Origin of the sequence: Mycobacterium sp. 012931 (assembly GCF_000419295.1) — a bacterium.
Lineage (GTDB): Bacteria > Actinomycetota > Actinomycetes > Mycobacteriales > Mycobacteriaceae > Mycobacterium > Mycobacterium marinum.
Window position 1 is genome coordinate 3558581 of record NZ_AOPX01000001.1, and the last position, 21361, is coordinate 3579941.

19 protein-coding genes are annotated in these 21361 nt (G+C 64.3%); 8 read left to right on the plus strand and 11 right to left on the minus strand.

Annotated elements, in window-relative coordinates; all coding sequences use genetic code 11:
- Positions 1-8 precede the first annotated feature (8 nt).
- The 7 genes from MMSP_RS28605 to bfr all read right to left on the minus strand — a co-directional run bounded on the left by MMSP_RS28605 (position 9) and on the right by bfr (position 10554).
- On the minus strand, positions 9-653 hold the full coding sequence (locus MMSP_RS28605) for a condensation domain-containing protein (RefSeq protein ID WP_235065770.1): 645 nt from the start codon (positions 651-653) through the stop codon (positions 9-11).
- Positions 547-4524, minus strand: a complete 3978-nt coding sequence (locus MMSP_RS15755) for a non-ribosomal peptide synthetase (RefSeq protein WP_235065772.1) — start codon at positions 4522-4524, stop codon at positions 547-549. The genes MMSP_RS28605 and MMSP_RS15755 overlap by 107 nt, the downstream gene beginning before the upstream one ends.
- A 653-nt stretch (positions 4525-5177) precedes the next feature.
- Entirely contained in the window at positions 5178-6584 is a 1407-nt protein-coding gene (locus MMSP_RS15760; RefSeq protein WP_020787438.1) for an amidase, read from the minus strand.
- Entirely contained in the window at positions 6581-7735 is a 1155-nt protein-coding gene (locus MMSP_RS15765) for an amidohydrolase family protein (RefSeq protein WP_020787439.1), read from the minus strand. The genes MMSP_RS15760 and MMSP_RS15765 overlap by 4 nt, the downstream gene beginning before the upstream one ends.
- 3 nt (positions 7736-7738) lie before the next feature.
- Entirely contained in the window at positions 7739-9091 is a 1353-nt protein-coding gene (locus tag MMSP_RS15770; protein WP_036426581.1) for a glutamine synthetase family protein, read from the minus strand.
- A 48-nt stretch (positions 9092-9139) separates the two neighbouring features.
- Complete coding sequence (locus tag MMSP_RS15775) at positions 9140-9634, minus strand: carboxymuconolactone decarboxylase family protein (protein WP_036426583.1); 495 nt, start codon at positions 9632-9634, stop codon at positions 9140-9142.
- 440 nt (positions 9635-10074) lie between these two features.
- Entirely contained in the window at positions 10075-10554 is a 480-nt protein-coding gene (gene bfr / locus MMSP_RS15780; RefSeq protein WP_012394468.1) for a bacterioferritin, read from the minus strand.
- 307 nt (positions 10555-10861) lie between these two features.
- On the opposite strand from bfr, the gene MMSP_RS15785 reads away from it, so the two are divergent.
- Positions 10862-11038, plus strand: a complete 177-nt coding sequence (locus MMSP_RS15785; protein ID WP_012394467.1) for a bacterioferritin-associated ferredoxin — start codon at positions 10862-10864, stop codon at positions 11036-11038.
- A 30-nt stretch (positions 11039-11068) separates the two neighbouring features.
- Here MMSP_RS15785 and MMSP_RS15790 read toward each other — a convergent pair whose 3' ends face one another.
- Genes MMSP_RS15790 through MMSP_RS15805 form a run of 4 tightly spaced genes read right to left on the minus strand, consistent with a single transcriptional unit; the run spans position 11069 to position 13960 of the window.
- Complete coding sequence (locus tag MMSP_RS15790) at positions 11069-11827, minus strand: enoyl-CoA hydratase/isomerase family protein (protein ID WP_020725293.1); 759 nt, start codon at positions 11825-11827, stop codon at positions 11069-11071.
- A 9-nt stretch (positions 11828-11836) separates the two neighbouring features.
- The gene (locus MMSP_RS15795; RefSeq protein WP_011740861.1) at positions 11837-12280 is read right to left on the minus strand and encodes a TIGR03618 family F420-dependent PPOX class oxidoreductase; all 444 of its coding nucleotides are present in this window, start codon (positions 12278-12280) and stop codon (positions 11837-11839) included.
- Positions 12277-12990 (minus strand): EthD domain-containing protein, encoded by a 714-nt coding sequence (locus MMSP_RS15800; protein ID WP_020787441.1) that lies wholly within the window; start codon positions 12988-12990, stop codon positions 12277-12279. Before MMSP_RS15800 ends, MMSP_RS15795 begins: the two co-directional genes overlap by 4 nt.
- Before the next feature lie 34 nt (positions 12991-13024).
- Complete coding sequence (locus MMSP_RS15805; RefSeq protein WP_036426586.1) at positions 13025-13960, minus strand: hydrogen peroxide-inducible genes activator; 936 nt, start codon at positions 13958-13960, stop codon at positions 13025-13027.
- Positions 13961-14081: 121 nt separating this feature from the next.
- Here MMSP_RS15805 and MMSP_RS15810 point away from each other — a divergent pair, with 121 nt between their 5' ends.
- The 7 genes from MMSP_RS15810 to MMSP_RS15840 all read left to right on the plus strand — a co-directional run bounded on the left by MMSP_RS15810 (position 14082) and on the right by MMSP_RS15840 (position 21244).
- Positions 14082-14669 (plus strand): peroxiredoxin, encoded by a 588-nt coding sequence (locus MMSP_RS15810; protein WP_012394463.1) that lies wholly within the window; start codon positions 14082-14084, stop codon positions 14667-14669.
- Between the two features lie 40 nt (positions 14670-14709).
- Complete coding sequence (locus MMSP_RS15815; protein ID WP_012394462.1) at positions 14710-15246, plus strand: alkyl hydroperoxide reductase; 537 nt, start codon at positions 14710-14712, stop codon at positions 15244-15246.
- A gap of 10 nt (positions 15247-15256) precedes the next feature.
- Complete coding sequence (locus tag MMSP_RS15820; RefSeq protein WP_020787443.1) at positions 15257-16564, plus strand: alpha-amylase family protein; 1308 nt, start codon at positions 15257-15259, stop codon at positions 16562-16564.
- A 160-nt stretch (positions 16565-16724) separates the two neighbouring features.
- The gene (locus tag MMSP_RS15825; RefSeq protein ID WP_036426588.1) at positions 16725-17969 is read left to right on the plus strand and encodes an alpha-hydroxy acid oxidase; all 1245 of its coding nucleotides are present in this window, start codon (positions 16725-16727) and stop codon (positions 17967-17969) included.
- A gap of 103 nt (positions 17970-18072) precedes the next feature.
- On the plus strand, positions 18073-20415 hold the full coding sequence (lon, locus tag MMSP_RS15830; protein WP_020787445.1) for an endopeptidase La: 2343 nt from the start codon (positions 18073-18075) through the stop codon (positions 20413-20415).
- A gap of 104 nt (positions 20416-20519) precedes the next feature.
- Positions 20520-20909, plus strand: coding sequence for a nitroreductase family deazaflavin-dependent oxidoreductase (locus MMSP_RS15835; protein ID WP_011740869.1), 390 nt, complete (start codon positions 20520-20522; stop codon positions 20907-20909).
- A 2-nt stretch (positions 20910-20911) separates the two neighbouring features.
- Positions 20912-21244: a TfoX/Sxy family protein gene (locus MMSP_RS15840; protein WP_015355523.1), complete on the plus strand. Its 333-nt coding sequence runs from the start codon at positions 20912-20914 to the stop codon at positions 21242-21244.
- The last annotated feature ends 117 nt before the right edge of the window (positions 21245-21361 follow it).

A 21361-nucleotide genomic window follows, 5' to 3' on the forward strand; every position in this document is an offset into this window, starting at 1 on the left:
GCCGGTGACTACCGGTGGGGTCTAACGCGCCGACCACCAGCACAGCCGCCATAGGACCAGGGCAGCCGGTCGAGGTCAGACAGCGGCGACAACTGCCGCCGCGGGTTGGCGGTCACCACCGTTAGGAGCCTCTCCAACCGGTCGGTAATAGCTTCGATCACCGTAGGAGTGAACATGGCGGTGCGGTATTCGACGACTCCGCTGATCCCGGCGGGCTCACCGCTCTCGGTGAACTGCTCGGTCAGGGACAACAAGAAGTTCATCCGTGCCGCCCCGGTGTGCACCGGGGCTTCGGTGATTTCCAGCTCGCCCAGTGCCAGCTCGGCCGGTTTGTTGTTTTGCCAGGCCAGCATGACTTGGGCCAAGGGGCTAGCGGGTGACGAGCGGGCGGCGTTGATCTGTTCTACCAGAACGCCATAGGGCATGTCTTGATGGTCGAGTGCTTGCAGACTGCGGGTACGCACCTGGTCGAGCAGGTGTGCGAAATCCAGGTCGGGGGCCACCGCAATGCGCAATAGCACCGTGTTGACGAACACGCCGACCAACTCATCGAGCGAGGGGTGACGGCGACCGGCGACCGCTACTGCCACCACGATGTCGTTGCTGGCGGCCAGTTGTGAGAGCAGCGCGGTAAAGCCCGCCTGGACGACCATGAAGCTGGTGGCGTGCTGTGCGCACGCCAGCTCGGTTATCTGGCGGTGCAATGCCGCCGGGCCAGCGCACGGCCAGCGTGTCGCCGCGAGTGTCGTACGAGGTGGCATCGGGTTGCCCGGGTGATAGCTCGAGATGCGTGGGCATGTCCGCAAGCGTCTTCTGCCAGTACCGAAGTTCCGCGGCGATCATGCTGTCGGGATCCGCCGGGTCCCCCAGGTACGCGCGTTGCCATAAGGCGTAGTCGATGTATTGGATGGGCAACGGCTCCCAGCCGGGGGCCTGCCCGTCGCATCGGCTGCGGTAGGCCACGTCGAGATCGGCCGCCAGTGGGGCCAGTGACCAGCCGTCAGCGGCAATATGGTGCAGCACGAGAACCAGCAGGTATTGATCGTCGGCCCGGCGATAGAGCTGGACCAGTAGCGGCAGCCGGCTGGCCAGGTCGAAGCTGTGGCGGGCTTGGGTCGAAACGACGTCACGCAGCTGACCCGGCGTCCAGGTGGTGGCGTCAATGACCTCCCAGCACAGGTCCACCGCTTCGGGCGCCAAGACGACTTGGTGCGGTTCACCGTCCACGGCGGGATAAACGGTGCGCAACGGTTCGTGACGACAAACAACATCGACTAGGGCCTGGCGCAGTGCCTCGGTGTGCAGGATGCCACGCAACTGCAGCACCCAGGGGATGTTGAACACAGCGGAGGGGCCCTGCAGCTGAACGACACTCCACATCCGGTGCTGGGCCGGCGATAGCGGCACCCGCTCGGGCCGCTGGACCGGTGCCAGGGGTATCGAGGCGGCCGATCCCTTGTTGATGTGCGGCACCAGCTCGGCGACGCTGGGTGCATCGAACAACACCCGCACGGACAGGTCTGCGGCCAAAGCGGTGTTGGCCGCCGCGACCACGCGCATCGCCAGCAACGAGTCGCCGCCCAAATCGAAGAACGACTGGTCGGCGCCGACCCGTTCCAGCCCGAGGACCCGCGCAAAAATTCCGGCCACGATTTCCTCCACCGGCGTGGTCGGGGCTCGGTAACCGGTGATGTAGTCCGGAACGGGCAGCGCGGCAACGTCAAGTTTCCCGTTGACCGTCAACGGCAACCGCTCGAGCGACATGATGGCCGCCGGAACCATGTAGTGGGGCAGTTGGTCTTTGAGACCGGCACGAACAGCTTCGGGGTCGGCTTGGCCGGTGATGTAGCCCACCAGACGCTTGTCGCCAGGGCGGTCTTCGCGGACGATGACGACCGCACTGTTCACGCTGGGCGACCGCATTAGCGCTGTGGTGATTTCGGCGGGTTCGATGCGATAGCCGCGAATCTTGACTTGGTCGTCCACCCGACCCTTGTAGTGCAGTTGACCGTCAGCACCCCAGCAGGCCAGATCGCCGGTCCGGTACATACGGCTGCCCGCGGTTCCCCCGAACGGGCAGGCCACAAAACGCGATGCCGTCAACCCGGAGCGGTGCCAATATCCAAGCCCAACTTGGCTTCCCGCCACATACAGCTCCCCCACCACCCCGGGGGGCAGCTGGCGCAACCACGAGTCCAATACAAATAGAGCAGTACCCGGCAGTGGTAGGCCGATGGGAGCGGTCCCGGAACCGGCAACCAGCGGTGCGCTGATGCTGACGCAGACAGTGGATTCGGTTGGGCCGTAGGCATTCACCATCACTCGCCCGGGCGCCCAACGATCCACCACCTCGGCGGTGCAGGGTTCACCGCCGACCACGAGTGTAGTGGCTTCCAGAGCATCGGTTGACAATACGGCAACCGCCGAGGGGGTTTGGGTCAGCGCGTTGACTCGCTGTTCCAGCAGCAAGTCGTGGAAATCGGTGAGGGAACGAGTTGCGTCTTCGCCTACCACGACAAGTCGCCCGCCGTGCAGTAACGCGCTCCAGATTTCCCACACCGAGAAGTCGAATGCGTAGGAGTGGCAATGGGTTACGGCCAGACTGTTCTGGGCGTTCAGTGGGGTGGGTGCGGCCACGAGTTGGGCAATGTTGTGATGGGTGATCGCCACGCCTTTGGGCACGCCGGTGGTGCCGGATGTATACAGCACGTATGCGACGTCGTAGGCGGCTGGCGCGGGCAGCCCCGTACTGGGTCGGGCGGCAACGGCGGGATCGTCGACGTCGATGACCGCCAGGGCGTGGCCGTCCAGACCGCCGGTCAAGTCGCGGATGGTCAGGACAGCCACCGGCTTGGTGTCGTCGAGCAGGAAGGCAACGCGGGCGCGGGGGTGGTCCGGGTCGATGGGCAGGTAGGCCGCTCCCACCTTCAGCACTGCCAGGATCGCGATGATGGCTCGTCCGCTGCGTGGAAGCAGCAACGCTACGACGTCGCCACGGCCTATCTCGTGAGAGGCCAACAAGGACGCGAGCCGGTTGCTGGCGGCGTCGAGTTGGCGGTAGCTCAGCACGACGTCCGCGGCTGTCACCGCGACAGCGTCCGGTCTCTGGGCGACGTGGGCGGCGAACAGCTCCGGAATCGACTGGGTAGGAGCAGCGGGGCAGGTCAGCGCGGCGTGGTTACCCCACGTATGGATCCGGCGGCGCTCGAGCTGATCGAGCAGGTCGATTGATGACAACCGCCGCGCCGGATCCGCGGCCAACACCATCAAGAGCCCAGTCAGTCGTTGCGCCAAGGCTGGGCCCTCGAAATCTGATGATGGCGCGCCAGCACCTGCCGTGCTCAAAAGCAGCCGCTGCCCCTCAATCATGACGAACATTCCAAATCGATTGCCGCGGCCAAAATTGGTATGCACCAGCGAGGCCGGCGCATCACCGAAATGTGGGATCGCCGTCGGCGGGAGCAGGTTCAGCGCGATTCCGCTGAGGGGCCCGCACAACGTGTGTACCGGAAACCGTTGATGTCGTAGGACATCGCGGACCCGCGAATCCGCCTGCGTACACAGCTCAGCAACTGAGGAAGTGGGTGATGTCGGCAACGCCAGCGGAACCACCCCGGCAACCATCCCCGGAATCGTCTTCAACTTGTCGGTGCCGCGCCGGCTCACCGCAAAATCCAGTACCACCTCCGGACCGCCACCATCCCAACCGTGTACCAGTAGCCCACACGCTGCGGTGATGATCGAGGATCGCCTGACGCCTAACACTGTGGCCAGAACATCAATGCTCTGCGCGGCGGCGGCATCCAGCACCACCGGCGCCGACGCGCCGTAGCGATCGTTCTCATTCCCGGTCTCCGCGGACTGGTATTGGAGCGCTGGGCGGTCCGGGGGCAGATTCTCCCGCCAAAACTGCAGGTCTTCTCGATACTTGCAGGACACCTCGTACTCCAGTTCGGCGCCGACCAGATCGTGCAGCGAACCAAAGGATGCTGCCGGGACTGGCGTGGCAGAGGCGAGCGCCGAGTAGATAACGGCGATTCGACTGACGAACAGCACGGAACTAAATCCGTCGACCACGATGTGATGTAGACAGAAAAACAAGAAGAATTGGTTTGGACTCGTCCGGAATAACGCAAATCGGAACAACGGCCCCGCCCATGCCATGGGCTGGCGCTGCATCGACGCGGCCAGTTGGTGCGCTTCCCGAACCGGATGTCGCGAGCCGCTCACGTCAACGAGCGGGACAGTAACGGCCGGATAGTCCCGCGGTTTCTGGCAGACCTGTGCGTCGACCTCGAATATTCCGACCCGCAACGGCTCGAATTCGGCCACCGCCCGCCGGACGGCACGCTCGATGAGGACCGGATCGACCGGGCCGCTGATCACTGCGAAAAAGCTTGTTTGCCAGGGTATTCCCGAGCCGTTGCGCTCTTGGGAGGGCCATATGTCGAGCTGCCCGCGCGTGAGTGCGAGGAACTTCCCATTTGCCGGCACTGCGCCGTGCGGGTCGGTGGGAGCAGACATCAGGTGCCGGTACGGACCCGAAGCGCGCGGTGGCGATTCCCGAGGTCACCGGCACAGACCCAGGGCTCCGGCGTTCCCTGGGCACAGACCGAAACGGGCCGCCTAGTCTTTCGGCAAGTCGCCACGGTGGTGACGGAGCGTGGTGCCATTTTTCACCTAGGTCATCGCAACCAATGTCCGAGTTTGCTGCACATTTCGGATACAACACTGGCTGTGCACTGAAGTCGTCAATACGCCGTGGTAGAAGTTTACACGCGCAACCACTTCATCAGTATCCGCTGGCGCGCGGGATTTGCAGGGGGCGATGTCGTTTTGGCGCCGGAACGGCGCGGCCGTAGTCGCGCCGCTGGTCGTGTCCCCCGATCTGGGGACACGACTTCCCCCCGTACAGGGGGCGAGCATTCCGGTGCAATTGACACCCGTTCGGGGGATGTTGTGCTACCCAAAAACCGGAAAGCTCTGCATCAAAGTTGGCGAGCGCATCCGGCGATTCGTCTGTATCCACCAGAGGAGGCCAGTCGAATGGCGCACGAAATTCTGTTCTGCGAGGTTGAGGTTGCTCACAGGGCTCCTGCTTTCCACGTCGAGGGCATCACCGACTAAGACTCTCGGTCGCGTCGCCAATCACTATCGTGTGGTGAACTAGGCGACCGTCAGGTCACCACCAGCCCTGGGGCTTGCCATCCGCCGAATATCGCCTCGAGGTGGCTCGCTACCGCCAGCGCCGTGCCGTCGTGCCATGGCCGGGCCGCGATTTGAACGCCGATGGGCAAGCCACCTGGCGATGTTCCGCACCGGACCACCGCAGCGGGCCATCCGGTGAGGTTATGCACCATCAAATGCGAAAAATCGCTGATCTCGACCAGGCCGTGGTGGTGCGGCTTGGCCGGGGTGGGCATGGCCGGGCCGACGATTACGTCGTAGTCGGCCATAAATGCCAGCATCTGGATGCGGTAGTGGTCGATATCGACCAGGCGGCGTCGGGCTTCGGTGAGCGAGAAGTCCACTTGGCGGGCCTGCGCCGTGAACTCGGCCAGCTCTTCGGACGGCGCCGTGGTGCCGATGGCCCCCAGGTCCTCTTCAAATCCCCGGCCCCGGTCACCACCTAGGAAGATCGACGTCCACAACAGGTCTGTGGTGCGATTCAGGCAGGGCGGCACGGCGTGATCGATGACGGCGACCACCTCCCGTAACGCTTCGACCGCCGCCGTGACGACCGCCGTAACCTCTTCGGAGGGTGGCGAAATGCCGTCATCGAGATAGGCGGCCACTCGCAGAGTGCCCAGTTCCACATCGTCCGGGCTGCCCAGCGGAGCCGGCGCCGTATACGGGTCCGCGAGATCTGGGCCATTCATGATCGACAGGCCCAGAAACAGATCTCTAACCGATCGGGCCAGCGGCCCGTAGCACACGAACGGGCTGAAAACTCCTAGAGCATCGCCGAATACGCTCCCGGTGCGTGGGATCCGGCCGCGCGTGGGCTTCAGGCCGGCTATGCCGGTGTTGTGGCATGGTTGCCGGATGCTGACACCGCCGTCGGACCCCACGCTCAACGCGGCCCCGCCGGCGGCGACGAGCGCGGCCGAACCTCCGCTGCTGCCGCCGGGAGTCCTGGTGAGGTCGTAGGGATTGTTGGTCCGCCCATACAGGTTGTTGTTCGACTCTCCGCCGCGGCTCATCTCCGGGACGTTGGTCATCCCCAACACGATCGCCCCTTGGGCCCGCAGCCGCGACACCACGGTAGCGTCGGTGTCCGCCACGGCGCGCAAGCCTGGACTGCCACCGGAGCACGCCAGCCCGGCCACTTGCATGACGTCCTTGATCACCACCGGCAGACCGTGCGCCGCGCCCAGCGGGGCGCCTCGCGCGACGCACTCGTCGGCGTGGTCGGCTTGCCGCAAGCAGCGCTCCGGATCTTCGGCCTCAACCAGCGCGTTGAGCGCGGGATTGACGGACCGAATCCGAACCAGATGCTGCTGGATGACTTCTCGGCACGATACCGAGCCGGCGCTCATCAGGGCGACCAACTCGTGGGCGCCCAGGTGGCACAACTCGGTCATGAATTCTTGCTCATCGATTGATCGCCCTTCTGCTCCAATTGGTATATGCGGGCTGCATTGTCGTGCCCAATGAGGTCGACGACGCGGATCGCGTCGGCTTCGGCCCAGTCGCCGCTTTGTACGAAGCCGTGTAGAACGCGGTGAATGCCTCTGCGCCACAAAGCCGCTCCCAGGTAGTGGAGCTCTGCGGGGCCGAAACCGTCCGAGGAATACACGATTTTTCGCAAGGGCGCCAATTCCAATAGCCGGCCGATGAATTCCGGCGCTCGCGCCCCAAGGTAGTTGACGGTCAGGCCGCCATCGACGAAGACGTTGTTGAAAGCCTGTGCAAGATATCCGGCTTCGCGTTCGTAAGGATAGCAATGCGGCAGCACAATCGGGGTTTCGCCGGACTGGCGCAGGAAATCAAGCAGATACAGCGGATTGGTCTTGTGTAGGTCGCAGTCCCGGTCGCCGAAGCCGATGTGCAGCTGTAGCGGCTTTCCCAGTCGCAGCGCCTGATGGAGCCCGAATCGCAACAGAACGCGGTCACTCAACCGGGTTCCACCGCAGTCCCGCCACCGCTTTGCGGCTTGGGCAACCTGGGCCGGTGAGGGCTCGGTCAAGTCGCCGTCGAATCCGCCCCGATACGCCAGGATTGACTTGGTGCCGATGGCCGTTGCCATACGTTGGTGTAGGAGTTCCTGGAATGCCAAGGCATAGTCGCCCGGCGCCTGCGCGGCCTGTTCGGCCACCTGCTCGAGTCGGACCACCTCGTGAGCACGGCCCCCTGACAGCGCACTCAACTCCGCCGGACCAGCTACATCGCTGTCGATGCCGGTATCTACCAGCCAGTCGGTTACCCCGGCGGCCGCCAAGAACCGCTCAGCCAGTTCGGTTTCCCCGAGCTGGCTGCGATGTTCCCAATATGTTTTCGGGTCAACGTGTTCAGGCAGGCCCAGGATGGGGCCACAGTGCTTGCGCAGCGCAAACCCCAGCTGCGAGTCGAACGCCGAGTCAAAGTCGGCAAGCGGTTGTGTGTTCGCCTCGTTGAGGGCGTTTTCGAACCGCGATCTCTCCCCCGCGGTCAACCAGCAGCCGTGCACATGTTGATCAATCAACGCCACATCGCGGATATGTCGGGCCAGCTCCGAAGTAGCGGACTCCGTCACTTGTCACAGGCTCCAGGCCATGCGGAACTTGTTGGCCAGCTGTTCGGGGTTCAGGTCGGTGTAGCGTTCCTGCATCAGTTTGCGGACCGCAACGACGGCGTCGATTGAGGCATCCCCGAGCACGCGCCGCATCGTCTGCGAATTGTCCAGCGCGGTAATAACCTCGCGCGGATCGTCGGGCAGCCGCAAGATGCCGGCGCGGTCGCGATCGGCATTGGAGAGTTTTGCCGGGTCAATCACCGTCTCCTGCGGAAGGCTGACTTTCCGCTGGATGCCGTCGAGTGCCAGCCCAAGAATCGCGGCCGATGCAAGGTACGGGTTGGCAGAGGGGTCAACGATTTTCACTTCAACGTTGCCGCCATAGGCGGCGCCGGGGACGTGCTTGACGAATCGAACTGCCGCCTCCCGGTTTTCGGTACCCCAGCAGGCATAGGCGCCAGCCCAGTTACCGGGGCGCATGCGTAAGCCGGAGACGATCGATCCGCACAGAATCCCCTGGGCCTCCGGCAGACCGCGCAGTACACCGGCGACCGCGCTTTCGCCCGCCGTTGTCATCCCGGCCGCGCCGGCGCCCTCTGAGAACATCGGGCCCTCGGCGGTGCTTAACGAAAAGTGCTGGTGCGCGCCGCAACCAACATTGTCGGCAAAGGGTGTTGGGGACAGGCTGACGCGTAGTCCGTGCCGACGGGCGGCGCGGCCGATGATGATCCGCGCCAACACCAGCTGGTCGGCGGCGGTGACCGGGGAATGCGGTGTTAGGGAGATTTCGAATTGGTTGGCGTAATACTCCGGGTGAAACTGCTCGATCCCGACACCGGCGGCGGTTGCCGAAGCGTTGACGTCCCGCACGAAATGCTCATACTCGAGCACCCCGGCAAGACCGTACTGCGCCCACATTGTCGACGGCCGCTGAGTACCGTCCGGGTTGACCACGAGGAATTCGATTTCGTGGCCCACCATCGCCTCGATGCCCGCTTCCTCGAGCGCGGCCTCGATCCGTGCGAGCGTGCCGCGGGTGCACGCGGCAACGGGGGCGCCATCTTGCTCGAAGAAAGCGGCAGGCGCCCACGCTAATCCGTCTCCTATTGCCCGTAGGGCGGACAGGTCGATACGCAGGCGTTGGTCGCCGATGACGCCCACTTCATCACTGAACGCGATACCGCTTTGGTCCACGGCGAAGCCGTGCCACGTCGGACTGGCACCGAGGCCGGGATAGGCGAATGTGTTGGTCCGGCGCACCGGCACGGTCTTGGCCAGCGCGAGGCCGGCGGGGTTGATCACGGTGCCGATGACCGTGTCGACGCCCTCGGCCTCCAGCTGAGCGATCGCCGCGGCGGCAAGCGGTGTTGCTGTCATGGAAGTCATTGTGTAGCGCCTTGCCGCCCGGACCGCGTGGACGCGCGGCTAGGCGCGGCTGGGCAGGGTGAGCATGCACGCTTGGCCGATGTCCAAGGTGCGTAGGACCCGCCCCATGCCCACCCACAGCGCACACGACAAGGCCGGGTCGGCAAGCAGGTCTTCGGAGAAGTGTTCGGTGGCGCGGCGCCAGAAGTCTTCGTCATCGCGCAATACCGTGTGCTCGGTGGCAAACCGGTAAGCGAATTCGGCTGCCAGCCGCTCTTGTTCGCTGTAGCCGGGCCAGGTACGCCATTCGGCGACATGATCATAGAGTTCCTCGTCGACTCCGGCCGCCGGGCCGTCGGCATCGCGGGTATTGGCGCATACGACGCATTCGTTGTTGTCGGCAATCACAGCACGCGCGAGTTCCCGAGTTCGCAGTGGCAATCGGTTGCTGGTGTACACGGCGCGGCTGAAGGCAGCAAGCGCACCACCGAGCTCGGGTGATTTCTGAATCCAGCCGGCGACGTCATCGTCGGCGAATGTTCCGATGCGGCTGATGGCGCGATGCTACGCCCGCGCTGGCCGGTTTGGTCAGTGCGTTCCGGGCTCAGGGTCCCGTCTTTCGAGATGGCCGTCGATGGCGCAGCGGTTGCCTAAACGCGCTGATCCAGAACTCGACAAGCCCCACGTACGCCGGTGGCCTCCCCGTTCAGACGTATTACCCACCGGGATGCCATCGGCGGTGCGCGCAGTATCCCGGCGCGGCAGCGCCCGACTGCGGCTGCGACGAAATCGCCTCGGCCAAAGGGCTTTCGCATTCACGTCGGGCGGTGGCCGGGCGCACCGGTACGGGGCGATGAACAGGCGCATCGCCGCGACCCGGTTCCGGCAGACGAGGCGGTCAAGCTGGCCGAGAGGTCAGCCAGCCGCACGGGCATATCATCGGATGGATGTTCGACTAGCCCCGCGCTGCGCCTGGGGACGGACCACGGCCGGGATCAACTCGGCGGGCGCGAGACGCACTGTGCGGAGTACAGCTCCTCGCCGAGCTTGTTCATCAGCTCCAGCTGGGTCTCCAGGTAGTCGATGTGCTTTTCCTCGTCGGCCACGATGCTCTCGAAAAGCACCGCGCTGGTGCTGTCCTGCTTTTCGCGGCACATGATGATTCCGGGCTTGAGCCGGTTCACCACTTCGTATTCAATCGCGAGATCGGCCTCGAACTGCTCGCGCAGCGTTTGGCCGACTCGCAAGGAGCCGATGCGCTGGTAGTTGGGCAATCCGTCCAGCAACAAGATTCGATCGGTGATCGCCTCGGCGTGGCGCATCTCGTCGAAGGACTCGTCGCGGGTGTGGGCCGCCAACTCGGTAAACCCCCAGTTCTCCTGCATCTTCGAGTGCAAGAAGTACTGGTTGATAGCGGTGAGCTCGCTGGTCAATTGCTCATTGAGCAGGCGCAAAACATCGGGATCACCTTGCATGATCACTCCTAGGGGGTAGCAGGCTGTCATGTCTTACCGCAGCAGGTGGGCTGGGCTGGAGCGTCACCATGCTGTGTTCTGGCTGTGCCTTTCGGGTGCCAAACTCAAATCTAGTTCAGCAGGCGAGGCTAGCAGCGGATTTTTTGGACGCGATCGGCGCGTCGTCTGCCTTGAGCTTCAGGATTCTTAGGTTAGACTCAACTAACCTAGTTAGGTTAGACTCCACTAATATGCGGTGCGTTCGTCCGGCAGTTTGTGAAGACACGTCATTCGGTGGCGTGAGCGAGCATCTGATGGGGGCTTGCTGATGTACGTGTGCCTTTGCGTCGGCGCCACCAATCAGACCGTCTGTGATGCCGTCGCCCGCGGTGCGGCAACCTCCAAGGAGATCGCCGCCGCATGCGGTGCCGGCAGCGACTGCGGGCGTTGCCGCCGCACGCTGCGGGCCATTATCGCGGCCGCAGCCCAACCCGCGGCAGTCTGAGCGTGCCCCGATAGTGGGTTTTTCGTCGGTTTACGGTCGCCGGCGATCGGTGAAATCGGCAAGGGCAGCGGCGTTGGCTTGAGCGCCCATCAGCTCCGCGAAGTGCGCGTTCTCTCGTGCGCTGGCCGCCGCGATCTGGGCACGGTTGGGTTCGACCATCGTGTGCTTGACCGCCATCAAGCTGGAAATCGGCTTGGCAGCAAGTATTTCGGCATGACGACGCGCCTCTGGTAGCAGTTCCTCAGGACTGCAGATTCGCCAGACCAGGCCCATCCGCAGTGCCTCTTCGGCGTCAATCCATTCCGAGGACATCAGCAACCAAGCCGCGTTCTGGCGGCCCACCAGTTGCGGCAGAAGATAGGACGAGGCCGCTTCGGGAGCCACGCCGAGGCTGGTGAAGGGGCACTTCAGGCGCGCTGTCGAGGACATGAAAGCCAGATCGGCATAGCCCAGAATGGTGGCGCCGATCCCGACGCCAAGCCCGTTGACGGCGCAAATCAGGGGCTTTGGGAACCCGGCGAGTGCTTCGATGAGACCACGGAAGCCAAATTTCCCCTCGGAGAAATTTGGATCGTTGATGCGAGCCTGCATTTCGGCAAGATCGGTGCCAGCGCTGAAGCCGCGACCCGAGCCGGTCAGCAAGACCACGGCAACCTGCGGATCGTCGGCCGCGTCCAAGAGGGCCTGGGCGGTCGCGTCGTAGAGGGCTTCGTTAAATGCGTTGAGCGCCTCGGGACGGTTCAGCGTGAGCGTGCGTACGCGGTTGTCATCATCGATCTGCAGCGTCACGGCTGCAGCCTAGCCGTTGCCGTAAATGCGGGTCGGCTCGATGAGCACCACGGTTCGTCGTTCCTCGGCCATCACCCGGTCGTATTCGTCCCAGTTGTCGTGGGTGCCACCGGCCGAAATGAAGACATCGCGAAGCAGCAGTCGCAGCTGTTCGCGGTCGGCCAGCCATGGCTGGGAGTCGTCCGGACCGGCCAGCTCCGCGCCGCCCTCCACCGTCGCCCACCGCCATCCGTTGCGAAATGTGACGGCCAATTGAGGTCGAGCCCGCAGGTTGGCGAGTTTGACCTTGCCGTAGGTGGCAAAGCCCAGGGCCGGTCTGCCGTGGTCGGGGTGCATCAGCAGGCCGACATTGACCAACGAAGCCTGAACGGTGCCGTCAGCGCGAACGGTGGAGACAACGGCGAGGCCGCGATCCGCGGTCGCCAGGCCGACTGCGTCGTTGAGTGTTGTCATTGACGCTCCTCGCATGTAAACGGTGTCTTGAACACATAGCGGCTGGTGGGAACGGTGTCGATATTCTCGTTGGCGCCGAATGCGGCCGTGCTGGCCACCATCCTGCCGAGCCGGTGCTGCAGGTCGCCGTCATCGCTGGCGCCGAAGAATGCCTTCAGATCGGTGATTGCCGCCATCGGGAACAGTTCCTCGACGATGGCCGCGACCTCTGGTGCCCCTGGGGTGAGGGTCCGTACCACCCAGTTCTGCGTGTAGCCAAAGGTCGACTGGGTCTCAATCGCCACCGGCGTGTGGTCATGCTGCCAGCGGGCCAGCCAGGTTGGTTCATCTAGCGCGGCGGGCCGACGCAGCAACGCGATGTTGGCTAATCCAGGTGTGCGACTGCCGGGTTGGACTCTCGGCGCGACCAGTGGCACCGACTCGGTCACCAGGTAGGCACCCAGCGATTGGCATTCGGCACCGAGCAATCGCAGCGCTTCGGCTACCTGGTCGCCGTAGCACTGCTGGGTCCACACGCTCACTACCGCGGCGACCGGTGGGTCCAGTGTGGCCAGAGTCATCAGCGACTCGCATACCGCGCCGTCGCGGACATTGACCGACAGTCCGGGCAGGCCCAGCGCCAACAACGACTCGGCAACGGGACCGCGTTGGCGAGCGCACCACTGCTCGCTGGGGTCCGTGTGCATGAGGATGGCGATTATCTTCTCCATAGGTCCTCCATAGGCCGAACCTACCCCCGCAGGCTCAGTTGACCAGGCGCACCTGCTGTTCGTTGCTGATCGATTCGCCCATGATTGCCGCAAGCTGCCGATAGGCCTCGTCGCGACCGCTGGACGCGCGGTAGACCAGACCGATGCGTCGCCCCGGAGTGGGCGCGGCAAAGTGCGCGAGGCCGACGCGGCTACGCGCAGCCTCGACGGACACCGCGCTCTGTGGGATCAGTGTTACGCCCAGGCCGCCGTTTACGCATTGGACGGCGGTCGCCAGCGAAGCTGCCCGGGTATCGGCAAGCTCAGCCCGGACGCCGGCGTTCTGGCAGACATCCAGAGCCTGGTCGCGCAGGCAGTGCCCCTCATCGAGCAACAGCAGCGGCAGCTCGGACAGTGCCGCGACAGGGACTCCGTGCCGGTCCGCCATCGGATGCCCAGGCGGTAGCGCCAGCACGAAATCCTCTTCATAGATCGGTATTTCCGTGAGACCGCCATAGTCGGCGGGCAGCGCGATCAGGGCCGTATCGAGTGAACCTTCGCGCAGGGCGGTCAGCAGACGCTCGGTCTGGTCTTCAATCACTCGTACCGTCAGGGTGGGCAGACGCCGGGTCAGCCCGGCTAGTACCGTGGGCAGCACATACGGAGCAACGGTGGGGATGATGCCGAACCGGATGCTGCCGTTGAGCGGATCCGCCTCTCCCGCAGCGGCTGTGGTGAAGGCTTCCACGGCTTCCACCGCGGCCTGGGCGTGAGGTAGCAGCGATCTGCCCTCGGTCGTCAAGAAAACCCGCCTGGTCGATCGTTCGACGAGGTGAAGGTCGAGTCCGGCCTCCAGTGCCGCCAACGCCTGCGACAACGTCGACTGACTGACGCCGAGAGCATTTGCCGCGCTGCCGAAATGCTGCTTTTCCGCTACCGCGACGAACGCGCGCAACCCGGCCAAGGTGGGCCGATAGCTCTTATCGGTCATACCGATCAATATAGTGGCAAGCATCACCTTTACCTAACAGTCTTCTGCAGGCAACATGGTGTGGGCTCCAAAAGCCATGTGCGGAATACCGAAAAGCGAAAAATCGAAAATGAGGAGAGTTATGTCCCTGCTGACCATCGGCCAACAGTTTCCCGCCTACAGCCTGACTGCGTTGATCGGTGGCGATCTGTCCAAGGTCGACGCCAAGCAGCCCGGTGACTACTTCAAGACCGTGACCAGTGACGACCACGCGGGCAAGTGGCGGGTCGTGTTCTTCTGGCCCAAGGACTTCACCTTCGTGTGCCCGACCGAGATTGCCGCCTTCGGCAAGCTCAACGACGAGTTCGAGGACCGCGACGCGCAGGTCCTGGGTGTCTCGATCGACAGCGAGTTCGTGCACTTCCAGTGGCGTGCGCAGCACGACGACCTCAAGAACCTGCCCTTCCCGATGCTTGCCGACATCAAGCGGGAGCTGGTGGCGGCGACCGGTGTGCTCAACGCCGATGGTGTCGCGGACCGGGTGACCTTCATCGTCGACCCCAACAACGAGATTCAGTTCGTCTCGGCCACCGCTGGATCTGTCGGCCGCAACGTCGACGAGGTGCTCCGTGTGCTCGACGCCCTGCAGTCCGACGAGCTGTGTGCCTGCAACTGGCGCAAGGGTGACCCGACGCTGGACGCCGGCGAGCTGCTGAAGGCTTCGGCGTAGTCGGGGCTTGGTCAGAGACTGAGGACCGGACGGAGAAGACATGAGTATCGAAAACCTCAAGGCAGCGTTGCCTGAGTACGCCAAAGATCTCAAGCTGAACCTGGGCTCGATCAGCCGCACTACGGTGCTGGACGAAGAGCAGCTCTGGGGCACGCTTTTGGCGAGCGCCGCAGCGACTCGCAATGCGCAGGTGCTGGCCGAGATCGGTGCGGAGGCGGCTGACAATCTGTCTGCGCAGGCGTACCAGGCGGCGCTGGGAGCCGTGTCGATCATGGGCATGAACAACGTGTTCTATCGGGGGCGCGGCTTCCTCGAGGGCCAGTACGACGATCTGCGTGCCGGATTGCGGATGAACATCATCGCCAACCCGGGCGTGGACAAGGCGAATTTCGAGCTCTGGTCCTTTGCCGTGTCGTCGGTCAATGGGTGCTCCCATTGTGTCGTGGCCCACGAGCACACGCTGCGTGAGGCGGGTGTGGGCCGCGAGGCGGTGTTGGAGGCGCTGAAGGCGGCGGCTATCGTCTGCGGTGTGGCACAAGCGCTCACCGCTGCACAGACGCTGGCGGCCGTCGGCTGATCGTTGCGCCGTGAGTAAGCCCACCTGGGTGCAGCACGCGATCTGGTGGCAGGTCTATCCCCTGGGCTTCGTCGGTGCTTTTCCCGCCAATCAGCCACCCGATCCGGGAGAGCACCGACTACGGCGCCTCGTTGGCTGGTTTGATCACGCCGTCGAGTTGGGCGCATCCGGGGTTGCCCTGGGCCCGATTTTCGACTCGCGTACCCATGGTTACGACACCACCGACCATTTCCGCATCGATCCTCGCCTCGGCGACGAGGGTGATTTCGACCACCTCGTCGCCGAGGCGCATCGGCGTGGACTGCGGGTGCTGCTCGACGGCGTTTTCAACCACGTCGGTGTGGATTTCCACAGCTATCGCCACGCCGCTGACGACCCGTCCTCCGCAGGCTGGTTTTGTGGCCGAGCAGGCAATTTCCGTACCTTCGAAGGACATTCGGGGCTCATCACACTCAACCATGCCAACCCGGAGGTGGCCGACTACGTCGTCGATGTCATGGCGCACTGGCTGCAACGCGGTGCCGATGGCTGGCGCCTGGATGCGGCCTACGCGGTGCCACAACAGTTCTGGGCGAAGGTCCTGCCCCGAGTGCGGGACCGATATCCGCAGGCCTGGTTTGTCGGCGAGATAATTCACGGCGACTATGCCGCCGCGGTGCAGGGCGCCGGTTTCGACTCGGTGACTCAGTACGAACTTTGGAAGGCGATCTGGAGCGGTCTCAACGACGGCAACTTCTTCGAGCTGGACTGGGCGCTACAGCGGCACAACGAGTTTGTCGCCAGCTTTGCCCCGCTGACCTTCATCGGCAATCACGACGTCACCCGGATCGCCAGCCGCCTCGAACGTCCCGAGCACCTAGCCCATGCGCTGGTGATTCTGATGACTGTCGGTGGAATTCCGAGCATCTACGCCGGTGACGAATTCGGCTGGCGTGCCGTCAAGGAAGAGCGCTACGGCGGTGACGACGCGATACGCCCGGAATTCGGCTCTCCCCCATTCGAATTGACTCACGACCAGGCGTCGGTCTGGGCGTTGCACCAGTACCTGGTCGGGCTACGCCGCCGCTATCCATGGCTACACACGGCCTCCACCAGCGCACTACGATTGCGCAACCGTCAGTACGTCTACCAGACCGGCAGCGCCGACAACGCACTAGTGGTCATACTCAACGCAGACGATGAGCCGCTTCGGATGAGTCTGCCGGATCTTGGCATCCCTCGCGCCGAGGTGCTTGCCGGATCTGCCGCGCCGCCCCAGGAGGTCACCGACGAGGTGCTCGTCGAGGGGCACGGCTGGCGGATCCTGCAACCCGCCTAGCGATTCAGCTGCGCGAGCGTCAGCGGGTCGAGCCGGCGGGCGTAGCAGCGGGTGCCTCGACGAATCGCTTCAGGTCAAAGGGATGTCTTGTCGAGTCCATGCGACCACGTTGATACACTGGTTAGATGACGCGAATGAGCACGGATGAGCGCAGGCGCTGATGGCTGTCGATCGCAGGCTTCCGAGGGTGGGTGACCTGGCACCCCTGATGCAGTTCAAGAGGCCCCAGTTCAACCGCACCAAGCGCCGTCTGGAAACCGCCCTAACCATCGAGGACCTGCGCCGTGTCGCGAAACGGCGTACCCCCAGAGCGGCGTTCGACTACACCGACGGTGCAGTCGAGGACGAACTGTCGATCGAGCGTGCCCGGCAGGCCTTCCGCGATATCGAATTTCACCCGACGATCCTGCGCGATGTCACGAGTGTGCGTACCGGCTGGGACGTCTTTGGCAAGCCGGTCGCGTTGCCCTTCGGTATCGCGCCGACCGGGTTCACTCGATTGATGCACACCGAGGGCGAGATCGCCGGTGCGAGGGCGGCCGCCGAGGCCGGGATCCCGTTTTCCATGTCGACTCTGGCCACCTGCGCAATAGAGGATCTGCAGGCGGCTGTTCCCCAGGGCCGCAAATGGTTTCAGCTCTACATGTGGCGGGACCGGGACCGTTCGATGGCGTTGGTCAAACGCGCAGCGGACGCGGGATTCGACACCATGCTGGTCACCGTGGACGTTCCGGTCGCGGGTGCGCGGCTACGCGATGTCCGCAACGGCATGTCGATACCGCCGGCCTTGACGCTACGAACGGTGCTTGACGCACTGCCGCACCCACATTGGTGGTTCGACCTGCTGACCACCGAGCCGCTGGCCTTCGCATCACTGGATCGCTGGTCGGGCACCGTCGGCGAGTATCTGAACACCATGTTCGATCCCAGCGTCACCTTCGACGACCTGGAGTGGATGAAGGCCCAATGGCCAGGCAAGCTGGTCGTCAAGGGGATCCAGACCCTCGACGATGCCCGCGCGGTGGTGGAACGCGGGGCCGACGGCATCGTGTTGTCCAATCATGGCGGTCGCCAACTCGATCGTGCGCCGGTGCCGTTCCACCTGTTGCCCCTGGTTGCCCGCGAGCTGGGCAAGGACACCGAGATCGTGGTGGACACCGGCATCATGTCCGGTGCCGATATCGTCGCCGCGATCGCGCTCGGTGCGCGGTGCACGCTGATTGGGCGGGCGTACCTGTATGGGCTGATGGCTGGTGGCGAAGCGGGGGTCAAACGCGCGATCGAGATCCTGTCCGCCGGCGTCTCCCGGACCATGCGGCTGCTGGGGGTGACCTGCCTGGAAGAACTCTCGGCCAAGCATGTGACGCAGTTGCAGCGACTGGGTCCCATACCTCTGCCGACGTGAGGCTGCGCGCTCGAGTTCGGCGGAATCAGCCATCGGCCTGCGCCGGGGAACAAAACGCGCGACAGCTGGGTTAAGCGCAGTAGACCTAGCTATTGGAGGATTGATGCCCCAAGCCATATCAGTGCCGGTGCTGTTCGTCAGTGACACCATCGTGCTACCCGGAATGGTCGTGCCGATCACGCTCGACGATGCCGCACAAGCGGCGATCGACGCCGCGCGGGCCAGCGAGTCTGGGCAGTTGCTGATCGCTCCTCGGCTCGATGACCGATACCCCACCTACGGCGTCTTGGCAAAGATTCTGCAGGTTGGGCGGATCGCTGGCGGTGGCGCCGCCGCTGTCGTGCGAGGTGAGCGCAGGGCCCAGATCGGTGCTGGAGCCAGCGGGCCAGGCGCGGCGCTGTGGGTCGAGGTGACAGAAGTCCCGGAGCCGGAGGCGACCGAGGAAGCCAAGACGCTTGCCGCCGAGTGCAAGAAGCTGTTAGTGGCCATGCTGCAACGACGCGAGGCCTGGCAGATCATCGACCACGTCAATAGCCTCACCGATCCGTCTGCGCTCGCGGACACCGCCGGGTACGCGTCGTATCTGGCGGATATGCAGAAGCGCCAGTTGCTCGAGACGGCCGACGTTTCCCAGCGTCTGCGGTTGCTGATCGATTGGACCGGCGACCATCTCGCCGAAGTCGAGGTCAACGACAAGATCGCCGACGATGTGCGGGCGGGCATGGAAAAGACGCAGAAGGAGTTCCTGCTGCGCCAACAGCTGGCTGCGATTCGTAAGGAACTGGGTGAGGGTGATCCCGACGGCGCCGGAGATCCAGAGGACTACCGGGCCCGTATCGAGGCCGCTGAACTGCCCGACAAGGTGCGCGAAGCGGCGCTGCGTGAGGTTAGCAAGCTGGAACGGGCCAGCGACCAAAGCCCGGACAGCGGCTGGATTCGCACCTGGCTGGACACCGTGCTCGAGCTGCCGTGGAATATCACGACCGAGGACTCGGTCGACTTGAGCGCGGCCCGCGAGACCCTCGATGCCGATCACCACGGCCTCGACGATGTCAAAGACCGCATCATCGAGTATCTGGCGGTGCGTGCCCGACGCGCGCAGCGTGGACTGCAGGTCGTCGGCGGGCGTGGTTCGGGCGCGGTGATGGTGCTCGCCGGTCCTCCCGGGGTCGGCAAGACGTCCTTGGGCGAAAGCGTGGCCCGAGCCCTGGGGCGCCGCTTCGTGCGCGTCGCCCTGGGTGGTGTCCGCGACGAGGCCGAGATCCGCGGCCACCGGCGTACCTATGTGGGCGCGCTGCCAGGCCGGATCGTCCGTGCGATCAGCGAGGCGGGATCGATGAATCCCGTTGTGCTGCTGGATGAAATCGACAAGGTCGGTTCCGACTATCGGGGCGACCCAAGCGCTGCCCTGCTGGAGGTGCTTGACCCTGCCCAGAACCACACCTTCCGCGATCACTACCTGGATCTGGACTTGGACCTGTCCGATGTGGTGTTTCTGGCTACGGCCAACGTGATCGAGAACATTCCCTCGGCCCTGCTGGACCGGATGGAGCTGGTCGAGATCGACGGCTACACCGAGGACGACAAGGTTGCCATCGCCCGCGACTACCTGCTGCCCCGGCAGCGAGACCGGGCAGCGCTGAGCGACGACGAGGTCATGATCACCGAGGCCGCGTTGCGCAAGATCGCTGCCGACTACACCCGTGAACCGGGCGTGCGGCAGTTCGAAAGGCTGCTGGCCAAAGTGCTGCGCAAGGTGACCACAAAGTTGGCCGCAGATCCCGGACCCGCGACGATCGACGAGCCCGATCTGGTTGGCTACCTGGGCCGCCCGCGGTTTACCCCCGAGGCCGCTGAACGCACCGCGGTGCCGGGTGTGGCCACCGGACTGGCCGTTACGGGCCTGGGCGGTGACGTGCTCTACATCGAGGCCGGTGCCGCTGGACCGCCACGGCCGGGCGAAGGTTCGCTGCAACTGACCGGGCAGTTGGGTGATGTGATGAAGGAGTCGGCGCAGATCGCTCTGTCCTACGTGCGCTCTCACGCTGGGCAGTTCGGTGTGGATCCCACGACGCTGGATCGCAGCATCCACGTGCATGTGCCCGCAGGCGCGGTACCCAAAGACGGCCCGTCCGCCGGTGTCACCATGGTGACCGCGCTGGTCTCGATGGCCACCGGGCGTCAGGTCCGCGCCGATGTCGGCATGACCGGGGAAGTCACGCTCAACGGCCGAGTGCTGCCGATCGGCGGCGTCAAACAGAAGCTGCTCGCAGCGCAACGTGCCGGGCTGTCAACGGTTTTCATTCCGGCTCGCAATGAACCCGACCTCGACGACGTTCCTGCCGAGGTGCTGGGCGCACTAGTGGTCAAACCGATGACCGATGTCGCCGAGATCGTTGCGCAAGCGCTGGAACCGGCGGCTGAGGCCGCTGGGGTCGCCGCCTGACACCGTCGCCAATGCCACGCTGGGGTGACCGTCGACACTGAGCGTCACCCCAGCGCGGCGCTCGGTGCTAGCGGTGCCGTGCGGTCTGCTGCACAATCAGGGACATGGCCGAGCTTCGGGATCTCAAACGCCGAGTAGTCCATCGCATGCAAAAACTTGTGGTCAATCCGATCGGCAGACAATTGCCGGTGACCATGCTGGAAACCATCGGTCGCAAGAGCGGACAACCCCGCCACACCGCGGTGGGCGGCAAGTTGGTGGACAACCAGTTCTGGATGGTCTCCGAACACGGCGAGCATTCGGATTACGTTCGCAATATCAAGGCTAACCCAGCGGTTCGGGTGCGCCTTGACGGCGAGTGGCGAAGCGGAACCGCTCACCTATTGCCCGACGACGACCCGCTACAGCGGCTGGGCAACCTGCCCCGGCTCAACAGCGCGGTCGTTCGGGCGATCGGTAGCGAGTTGCTGAGCATCCGGGTGGATTTGGACTGACCATGGCCTATGACACCGGCCTGGCCGACCGGATCCGTGAGTTGCTGGCTCGACAGCCCGGCGTGGATGAAATGCGCATGTTCGGCGGGCTTGCATTTCTCATCGGCGGGCACATGGCCGTTGCCGTCAGCGGGCAGGGCGGACTATTGGTCAGAGTGCCGCCGGAAGACGCCGACAAGCTGCTCGAGCGTGATCACGTCAGCCCCATGGTCATGGCCGGACGCGAAACCCGCCGCTGGCTGCAAGTGGCCAGCCAAGGCGTCAAAACCAAACGTCAGCTTCAGAGTTGGGTGGACCGCGCCGTGGCCTACGTGCGCACGATGCCGCCCAAGTAACGAGCGCGGAACCCACGCCCTGGCCTCCGTTGCCGCGAAGCGCCGCCGGCGGTGAGCCCCTAGTGTTGCCGTGAGGAATCATACGACCGAGGGCAGCCGAGTAGTGCAGTGGTTAGG

What these genes read in the sequence shown, in the direction of transcription:
- MMSP_RS28605 (WP_235065770.1), bottom strand. Translation starts at nt 653, where the DNA reads ATGGTCGTCCAGGCGGGCTTTACCGCGCTGCTCTCACAACTGGCCGCC.
- MMSP_RS15755 (WP_235065772.1), bottom strand. Translation starts at nt 4,524, where the DNA reads ATGTCTGCTCCCACCGACCCGCACGGCGCAGTGCCGGCAAATGGGAAG.
- MMSP_RS15760 (WP_020787438.1), bottom strand. Translation starts at nt 6,584, where the DNA reads ATGACCGAGTTGTGCCACCTGGGCGCCCACGAGTTGGTCGCCCTGATG.
- MMSP_RS15770 (WP_036426581.1), bottom strand. Translation starts at nt 9,091, where the DNA reads ATGACAGCAACACCGCTTGCCGCCGCGGCGATCGCTCAGCTGGAGGCC.
- bfr (WP_012394468.1), bottom strand. Translation starts at nt 10,554, where the DNA reads ATGCAAGGTGATCCCGATGTTTTGCGCCTGCTCAATGAGCAATTGACC.
- MMSP_RS15785 (WP_012394467.1), top strand. Translation starts at nt 10,862, where the DNA reads ATGTACGTGTGCCTTTGCGTCGGCGCCACCAATCAGACCGTCTGTGAT.
- MMSP_RS15795 (WP_011740861.1), bottom strand. Translation starts at nt 12,280, where the DNA reads ATGACAACACTCAACGACGCAGTCGGCCTGGCGACCGCGGATCGCGGC.
- MMSP_RS15800 (WP_020787441.1), bottom strand. Translation starts at nt 12,990, where the DNA reads ATGGAGAAGATAATCGCCATCCTCATGCACACGGACCCCAGCGAGCAG.
- MMSP_RS15805 (WP_036426586.1), bottom strand. Translation starts at nt 13,960, where the DNA reads ATGACCGATAAGAGCTATCGGCCCACCTTGGCCGGGTTGCGCGCGTTC.
- MMSP_RS15810 (WP_012394463.1), top strand. Translation starts at nt 14,082, where the DNA reads ATGTCCCTGCTGACCATCGGCCAACAGTTTCCCGCCTACAGCCTGACT.
- MMSP_RS15815 (WP_012394462.1), top strand. Translation starts at nt 14,710, where the DNA reads ATGAGTATCGAAAACCTCAAGGCAGCGTTGCCTGAGTACGCCAAAGAT.
- MMSP_RS15825 (WP_036426588.1), top strand. Translation starts at nt 16,725, where the DNA reads ATGGCTGTCGATCGCAGGCTTCCGAGGGTGGGTGACCTGGCACCCCTG.
- lon (WP_020787445.1), top strand. Translation starts at nt 18,073, where the DNA reads ATGCCCCAAGCCATATCAGTGCCGGTGCTGTTCGTCAGTGACACCATC.
- MMSP_RS15835 (WP_011740869.1), top strand. Translation starts at nt 20,520, where the DNA reads ATGGCCGAGCTTCGGGATCTCAAACGCCGAGTAGTCCATCGCATGCAA.
- MMSP_RS15840 (WP_015355523.1), top strand. Translation starts at nt 20,912, where the DNA reads ATGGCCTATGACACCGGCCTGGCCGACCGGATCCGTGAGTTGCTGGCT.